10 protein-coding genes and 1 pseudogene are annotated in these 6,050 nt (G+C 73.5%); 7 read left to right on the top strand and 4 right to left on the bottom strand.

Features of this window, described 5'->3' with window-relative positions; genetic code table 11:
• Positions 1–202: 202 nt before the first annotated feature.
• Positions 203–664: pseudogene (locus ASC56_RS42645) on the top strand (transposase); the annotation flags it as partial.
• A 291-nt stretch (positions 665–955) separates the two neighbouring features.
• Here the strand turns inward: ASC56_RS42645 and ASC56_RS36220 are convergent.
• The 4 genes from ASC56_RS36220 to ASC56_RS36205 all read right to left on the bottom strand — a co-directional run bounded on the left by ASC56_RS36220 (position 956) and on the right by ASC56_RS36205 (position 2,878).
• Positions 956–1,177: a hypothetical protein gene (locus ASC56_RS36220; RefSeq protein WP_055495855.1), complete on the bottom strand. Its 222-nt coding sequence runs from the start codon at positions 1,175–1,177 to the stop codon at positions 956–958.
• A 98-nt stretch (positions 1,178–1,275) separates the two neighbouring features.
• Complete coding sequence (locus ASC56_RS36215; RefSeq protein WP_234377246.1) at positions 1,276–1,644, bottom strand: hypothetical protein; 369 nt, start codon at positions 1,642–1,644, stop codon at positions 1,276–1,278.
• Complete coding sequence (locus ASC56_RS36210) at positions 1,641–2,312, bottom strand: hypothetical protein (RefSeq protein WP_055495853.1); 672 nt, start codon at positions 2,310–2,312, stop codon at positions 1,641–1,643. The genes ASC56_RS36215 and ASC56_RS36210 overlap by 4 nt, the downstream gene beginning before the upstream one ends.
• Positions 2,303–2,878 (bottom strand): RNA polymerase sigma factor, encoded by a 576-nt coding sequence (locus tag ASC56_RS36205; protein ID WP_199836164.1) that lies wholly within the window; start codon positions 2,876–2,878, stop codon positions 2,303–2,305. Before ASC56_RS36205 ends, ASC56_RS36210 begins: the two co-directional genes overlap by 10 nt.
• 153 nt (positions 2,879–3,031) lie before the next feature.
• Here ASC56_RS36205 and ASC56_RS36200 point away from each other — a divergent pair, with 153 nt between their 5' ends.
• From ASC56_RS36200 to ASC56_RS41435, 6 genes are all read left to right on the top strand, one after another.
• Complete coding sequence (locus ASC56_RS36200) at positions 3,032–3,523, top strand: Asp23/Gls24 family envelope stress response protein (protein ID WP_055495862.1); 492 nt, start codon at positions 3,032–3,034, stop codon at positions 3,521–3,523.
• An 84-nt stretch (positions 3,524–3,607) separates the two neighbouring features.
• Positions 3,608–3,775 carry a hypothetical protein gene (locus ASC56_RS41440; RefSeq protein ID WP_030645371.1) on the top strand — a complete coding sequence of 56 codons (168 nt, stop codon included), beginning with the start codon at positions 3,608–3,610 and terminating at the stop codon, positions 3,773–3,775.
• A complete protein-coding gene (locus ASC56_RS36195; protein ID WP_055495852.1) occupies positions 3,772–4,179 on the top strand; it encodes an Asp23/Gls24 family envelope stress response protein in 408 nt (135 codons plus the stop codon). The genes ASC56_RS41440 and ASC56_RS36195 overlap by 4 nt, the downstream gene beginning before the upstream one ends.
• Before the next feature lie 112 nt (positions 4,180–4,291).
• Positions 4,292–4,918, top strand: a complete 627-nt coding sequence (locus tag ASC56_RS36190; RefSeq protein ID WP_234377245.1) for a DUF6286 domain-containing protein — start codon at positions 4,292–4,294, stop codon at positions 4,916–4,918.
• Between the two features lie 28 nt (positions 4,919–4,946).
• On the top strand, positions 4,947–5,555 hold the full coding sequence (locus ASC56_RS36185; protein ID WP_055495851.1) for a hypothetical protein: 609 nt from the start codon (positions 4,947–4,949) through the stop codon (positions 5,553–5,555).
• Between the two features lie 85 nt (positions 5,556–5,640).
• Positions 5,641–5,796 (top strand): DUF6131 family protein, encoded by a 156-nt coding sequence (locus ASC56_RS41435; RefSeq protein WP_099054839.1) that lies wholly within the window; start codon positions 5,641–5,643, stop codon positions 5,794–5,796.
• Positions 5,797–6,050: the final 254 nt, after the last annotated feature.

Below are 6,050 nucleotides of genomic sequence, written 5' to 3'. Positions count from 1 at the left end.
AACTCGGCAAGGCCCCTGACTTGTTGAATCGAGCCCAGATGCTCGGTCTGCAGCCGTAGCGTCCAGGGTGTCGGTCGGCACGGGCCCGTAGTGCCCCTTGCCGCCCTCGGGCTGGCTCACCAATAGCGTGCCGTCGCCGGCCGACACCCGCGCGGTGTGGCTCGACAGAGGCATGAAGGTGACACGGTGACTTCAAGTCAGGGTGCCCACCGCACTCCCCTTCCTGACTCATCGAGTGCGAAAGCAGCAGCCTGTGATCCTGATCGGTGTCGATCCCCATAAGTCGTCCCACACCGCCGTCGCAGTTGACGCCGCAGGCCACCGGGTGGCCCAGCGCCGGTTCGTCGTCAATGCCGGAACCTTCCGCCAGCTGATGCGCTGGTGCGAGCAGTGGCCCGACCGTCGTTTCGCGATCGAGGGTGCCGGCGGCCTGGGCCGCTCGCTCGCCCAGCAGCTGGCCGCCGCGGGCGAGAACGTGGTCGACGTGCCCTCCACCCTGTCGGCCCGGGCCCGGCTGCTGGCCACCGGAGGAGACCGCAAGACCGACGCCAAGGACGCTCTCCACGTCGCCCAGGTCGCCCTCTTCCGCCCCGACCTGCGTCCTGTGACTCGGGAGGACCAGACGACCATCCTGCGGCTGCTGACCGAGCGTCGAGACGACCTGGTCCACGAGCGCACCCGCGTCCTCAACCGACTCCACGCCGTCCTGCGTGATCTCCTGCCCGGCGGTGCCCCCACCGCGCTGTCGGCCGACAAGGCTGCCGCTTTGATGAAGGGGATCCGGCCGCTCACGGCCACCGACAACTGCCGCCGGGACATAGCCCGTGACCTGCTGGCCGACCTGCGCAGACTGGACCGGCAGGTCAAGGACAACGAAGCGGAGATGCGCGAAGCACCCGGGACAGCGGGCCCGTCGCCGTCTCCGGCACCGGCGGCAACGGTCCCGTCAGGCCGGTCAGGGCCGCGTCGGGGTCAAACAGACCCGCTCGGCGGCGCCGTCCTCGTCCACCAGACCGGCCGCGGACCAGTCGGCCAGTCCCGGCGCCAGCACGCGGCACACCCGTCTGAGCCCCTCGACCGCGTCCAGCGTGCTCGACAGCGCCGCCGCGCTCCGGGTGGCGAACGCCAGCTGGTCGAGCGCCACTCGCAGCGCCGCGTCCGCGTCATCCTCGTCCATGGCGACCACCTGCCCGCCTGGTGGCCCCGCGGCCGCTTCCGCCCTGGGAAACCAGCTTGCCGAACGACGGTTCGCGGGGCCCGTGCCCGCGCCGCCGCTCATGCCGCGTCGCGCCAGGCGGCGATACCGGTCACCGTGACCGCGACGGTGACCGGCTCCGCGGCACCGTGGGTGGCGAGGTGGGTGATGAGGGCGGCTGTCACCCGGTCGTGGACGATTCGGGCGATGTCCAGCGCCCGGCGACCCTCCGTCAGGACGCAGCGCACCTCGATGTGCCATCCCGAACCGTCCGGCGCCCGGTCGGCGCGTATGCCGGCCTCGGGTGGCGTGGTGTCCGCCCGGGTGGGCGCGGCGGCTGCCGCGAGGCGCCGGGCGAGGCGGGGTTGCAGGGCGGCCACGCCAGGAACCGCGAGGGCTGCCTCGGCCGCGACGCCGAGGAGCGCGGTGGTGCCGGTGGCGGTCATCATGCGCCACCGCCCGTCGGGAGGCGGGGACCTGGGGTCGGCCCCGGGTCCAGTACGTCGGCCACGGTGATGTCGACGGCTGTCACCGTGAGCCCCAGGTCCTGTCCGGCCGAGTGGAGGACCGTTCGGCGTACCTGGTGGACCCGGTCGGGGAGCGGGCGGTCGAGGGCGGCGGCCAGGGTCATGGTCACCCGCACGTCGGTGCCGTTGCCCTCGGGTATGAGCCGGCAGGTCGCGGCCCTGGAACCGGGGACCGTGTCCGCGGCCTGCCTCAGCACCTTCGCCGCGGCGCTCTCGGCGATCCGCAGGTCGCGGTCGGGGTCGGCCAGGGGCAGCAGTCGCCCGAACCGGGCCTCTGCCCTGACGACGTCCATGACCCGGTCCGCGAGTGCGTGCAGGCCCGGAGGGTCCTCGTCGCGCAGCGCCCGGGCGGCCGCGTTCACCGTTGCCAGTCCCTCGACTGCCTCTCGGCAGTGAGGACAGGACACCGGGTGCAGGTCGGCGGCCGGCGGTGCGTCCCGCGCCTGTTCCCAGACCCGGCTGAGCAGGCGGCCGCAGGGCAGTACCTCATCGCCTGCGATCGGGGGCACGTCGGCGGCGGCCGAGCCGTTGCGGGGCCCGCCGGCTCCGGGCGGTCCGGGAGGCCGCGTGTGCGGATCGTCTAGCGCCATGGGCCCATCGCCTCCTGCAGGGATCGGCGTGCCCTGAACAGTCTGCCGCGTACCGTCTGCTCGCCGGTACGCGTCACGTGCGCGATCTCCTTGTAGGGCAAGCCCTGCACCTCCCTCAGGATCCAGCAGACCCGCTGCCCGGCGTCCAGCTCGGCGAGTGCGCGGGACAGGGCGGCCGTGGCCGCGTCCTGCTCGGCGGTCCGGGCGGGCTGGCTCCACGCGTCGCCCGCCGCGGGTTCGGCGACGGCGTCCAGGGGGAGGGGCGGCGGTCGGCGGCGGCACATGGTCTGGCAGCGGTTGACGGTGATCCGGTACATCCAGGTGCGGAACTCCGCCCTGTGGCGGTATTCCGGCAGGTGGCGCCAGGCGCTGATGAAGGCGTCCTGAACGGCCTCTTCGGCGTCCTGGGGATTGCCCAGCATGCAGCGGGCCAGGGTCAGGAGGGAGCGGCTGTGCCGCTGGACGAGAACGGCGAAGGAGTCCTCGTCCCCCTCGGCCGCCCGTACCGCCAGCAGGCGGTCGGGCAGGTCGCACCCCAGTCGTGGGGAAGCAGTGCGTTCGATCATGACGCTCCCACGCAGGCTCGGAACGAGCGTGTACCCCCGATATGAGTTGTGACGCACATCACATGCCAGACGCGTGAGGATTGTGCCGCCCGGTATGTCCAACGTTCGACGGGCACCATTCCGGTGTCCGGCCGACCGATCGAGGCGACCGCCATGACGGACAACATCACCAGCGTCGGCGGGGGCAGCCGGCCCGAAGCGGGCGTGAGCGCGCTCAAGGGCCGCACCGGGGCCGGGGCTCCGGCCGAGACACGGGGCAGGACCACCATCGCGGACGGTGTGGTGGCCAAGATCGCGGGCATGGCCGCCCGCGAGGTACCGGGCATCCACAGCCTGGGCGCGGGCATGGCCCGCGCCTTCGGAGCCATGCGGGAACGCGTCCCCGGCGCAGGCGGAGGCGGAGCGGTCACCCGCGGCGTCAAGGTCGAGGTCGGGGAACGGCAGGCCGCGGTGGACCTGGACGTCGTCGTCGAGTACGGCGTCTCCATCGTCGACGTCGCGGGCGGCGTACGCGTCAATGTCATCAGCGCCGTGGAGCGGATGACGGGCCTGGAGGTCGTGGAGGTGAACATCGCCGTCGACGACGTCCACCTGCCCGACGACGAGGAGCAGCAGACCGAACCGGACGAGGGCCGCGTGAGATGACCGCTGCCGGGACCACCGCCGTGATCTCGGGCCCGAGCGGATGATCACGGCGAGAGGGACGCTCGCGAGACGGGTGAGTGCGAGATGAACACAGCAACGACGGGACTCGCGGCCGGCATGGCCCTCGGCTTCGCCGGCTACTTCGGCGGCTTCTGGGCGTTTTTGCTGGTCCTGGTCCTGGGCGCGGCGGGGCTGATCGTCGGCCTCGTCGTACAGGGCGACCTGGACCTCCGGACACGGAGGCAGCGGTGAAGACCCGGCCCGGTTCCCCCGGCGAGGGGTCGGGCCCGCCGGCGCCGGCCGCCGGGCTGCCGCCCCCGGCCGAGCGGGGCGCCACCGTCATCCCGGACAGGGTGGTCGCCCGTATCGCCGCGCAGGCCGCGCGCGCGGCGCAGGCGCGGCGCGCCGCGGTACCGCCCGATCGGGGCGGACCTGCGGCACCCCGCGCCTCCGCCGCCGTCCGTACCGGATCGGTGCGCCTGCATCTGACCATGGACCTGCCCTACCCCACCGACATCCCCCGTGTCTGCGAGCGGATCCAGCGGGACGTCGCCGAACGGGTCGCCCAGCTGACCGGGCTGCGGGTGGGAGAGGTCCTCCTCACCGTCCGGCGGCTGGTGACCGCCGCCGACTCGAGCCGGGGGCGGGTCCGGTGAGCGGCCGGGCGGCCCGGGTCACCGGGCACGCCGTGCAGGAAGGGCGATCGCGATGACATCCGGTCCACGTCCCCCGGGCCGCGGCTCCGCGTCGTCCACGCACCGTGCCGCGGTGCCACTGACGAAGGAGCCCGACCCTCCCGAACGCGACGTGTCCACCTCGGACCTCACAGCCGGTGAGCGCGAAGGAGGGCACCGAACCCGTCGCAAGTGGTCCGCGCGCCGCATCACGGCGGCGCTGGTCGCCGCGGTGATCCTCGTTGCCGCGGTCGCGACGCTCGTCGACGTTATCGCCGTACGGGCGGGACGTCCGGCCGCGGCCTGGCGACGGCACCTGGCCGACGAACTGGCGACCCGCCCGGTGGACGACGTGTGGATGCTGACGGGGGCCGCCGTGGCCGCCGCCGTCGGCGTCTGGCTGATCGTCCTGGCCCTCACCCCCGGTCAACGCCGTTGGCTGCCCCTGCGCTCACCCGCCGGCTGCCCGCGCTTGCGGGCCTTCGTGGACCGCGACGGAGCCGCCGTCCTGCTGCGCGACGCCGCCATGCGGGTCCCCGGAGTCGGCGCGGCGCACGTCCTGGTGGGCCGCCACCGCATCAAAGCCCGCGCGGACGTCCGCTTCCGCGAGCCCCGACAGGTGAAGGACGACCTCACCGCCGTCCTCGACGAGGAGCGCGACCGGCTCGCCCTCGCCCGTCCTCTCCGCATCGCCGTACGGACGCGGCGACGCACCCGCTGACACAAGACCCGCAGCACCGGAGCCCGCCATGACGCCGCGATCCGCTCTCAACCGCACCCTGCTGGCCCTCGCCGGGCTGGTCCTCCTCGGCGGCGGACTGCTCATCCTCTTCGCCGGGCTCGACCTCTACAGGCGGCACGATCTGGCCCCGCCCGCCGGCTGGCCCCTGACCACCCCGGCCGACGTCCTGCTCGGCTCCGCCGACCGGGCCCGCTGGAGCAGCCAGGGCTGGTGGTGGTGGCCCGCGGTCATCGCCGCCCTCGTCCTCACCGCCCTCCTCGCCCTGTGGTGGCTGCTCGCCCAGCTGAGCCGACACCGCCCCGGCTCACTGCCCGTCGGCGGCACACCCCCGCAGGAGGGCGTCGAACTGCGCGACCGCGCACTCAGCGAAGCGATCGCGAACGAAGCCGGTGCCCTGCCAGGGGTAGGCCATGCGGCCGTAGTCATCACCGGCCGACCGGGCCGCCACCGCACCCGCATCAAGCTCACCCTCACCCCCGAGGGCACGCCCGGCGCCACTCTCGGTGCCCTGTGCGAAGGCCCGATCGGCACCGCGCGTCGGTCCACCGGCCTCACCGACATGCCAACCGAGGTCCGCCTACAGGTCAGCCGCCACGGACCACACCGCGTGGAGTGAGGAGGAGATCGGCCGTTCCCGCCGACGCCCTTGCGGCCCATAGCAGTTCGCGGGCGCGCCGGCACCACCCCCCGAAGGAGAGACCATGATCATCCTGGGCGTCATTCTGCTCGTCGTCGGCTTCCTCACCGGCCTGTCCATCCTGTGGACCATCGGGATCATCCTGCTGGTCGTGGGAGCCATCCTGTGGATCCTCGGCGCGATGGGACACGCCGTCGCCGGTCGACGCCACTACTGGTAGGCGGGGTCGGTTGCCCTGCAGGGCAGTGATCCATGCTGCGGGCAGGCCGGCAGACGGCGCGGACCCCGCCAAGATGTTCGCGGCGGCGGACGACGACGGCGAAGAGGTCGATCCGGCTGAGGCCGCCGCCGGTGCTGACCAGCCGCCGCGGCTCGGCCGGGGCGCGCCCGGTGGCCGTTGTGCCGGTCCTCGCCGCACGAGCGCACGGCCGACTCGATGGGGAGTCGGTGGATCGACCCCCACGATCCGGGCGG

It is taken from the genome of Streptomyces sp. TP-A0356 (assembly GCF_001417775.1).
Classification (GTDB): domain Bacteria; phylum Actinomycetota; class Actinomycetes; order Streptomycetales; family Streptomycetaceae; genus Streptomyces.
This window is presented reverse-complemented; position numbering and strand designations above follow the sequence as displayed.

What these genes read in the sequence shown, in the direction of transcription:
- ASC56_RS36220 (WP_055495855.1), bottom strand. Translation starts at nt 1,177, where the DNA reads ATGGACGAGGATGACGCGGACGCGGCGCTGCGAGTGGCGCTCGACCAG.
- ASC56_RS36215 (WP_234377246.1), bottom strand. Translation starts at nt 1,644, where the DNA reads ATGATGACCGCCACCGGCACCACCGCGCTCCTCGGCGTCGCGGCCGAG.
- ASC56_RS36210 (WP_055495853.1), bottom strand. Translation starts at nt 2,312, where the DNA reads ATGGCGCTAGACGATCCGCACACGCGGCCTCCCGGACCGCCCGGAGCC.
- ASC56_RS36205 (WP_199836164.1), bottom strand. Translation starts at nt 2,878, where the DNA reads ATGATCGAACGCACTGCTTCCCCACGACTGGGGTGCGACCTGCCCGAC.
- ASC56_RS36200 (WP_055495862.1), top strand. Translation starts at nt 3,032, where the DNA reads ATGACGGACAACATCACCAGCGTCGGCGGGGGCAGCCGGCCCGAAGCG.
- ASC56_RS41440 (WP_030645371.1), top strand. Translation starts at nt 3,608, where the DNA reads ATGAACACAGCAACGACGGGACTCGCGGCCGGCATGGCCCTCGGCTTC.
- ASC56_RS36185 (WP_055495851.1), top strand. Translation starts at nt 4,947, where the DNA reads ATGACGCCGCGATCCGCTCTCAACCGCACCCTGCTGGCCCTCGCCGGG.
- ASC56_RS41435 (WP_099054839.1), top strand. Translation starts at nt 5,641, where the DNA reads ATGATCATCCTGGGCGTCATTCTGCTCGTCGTCGGCTTCCTCACCGGC.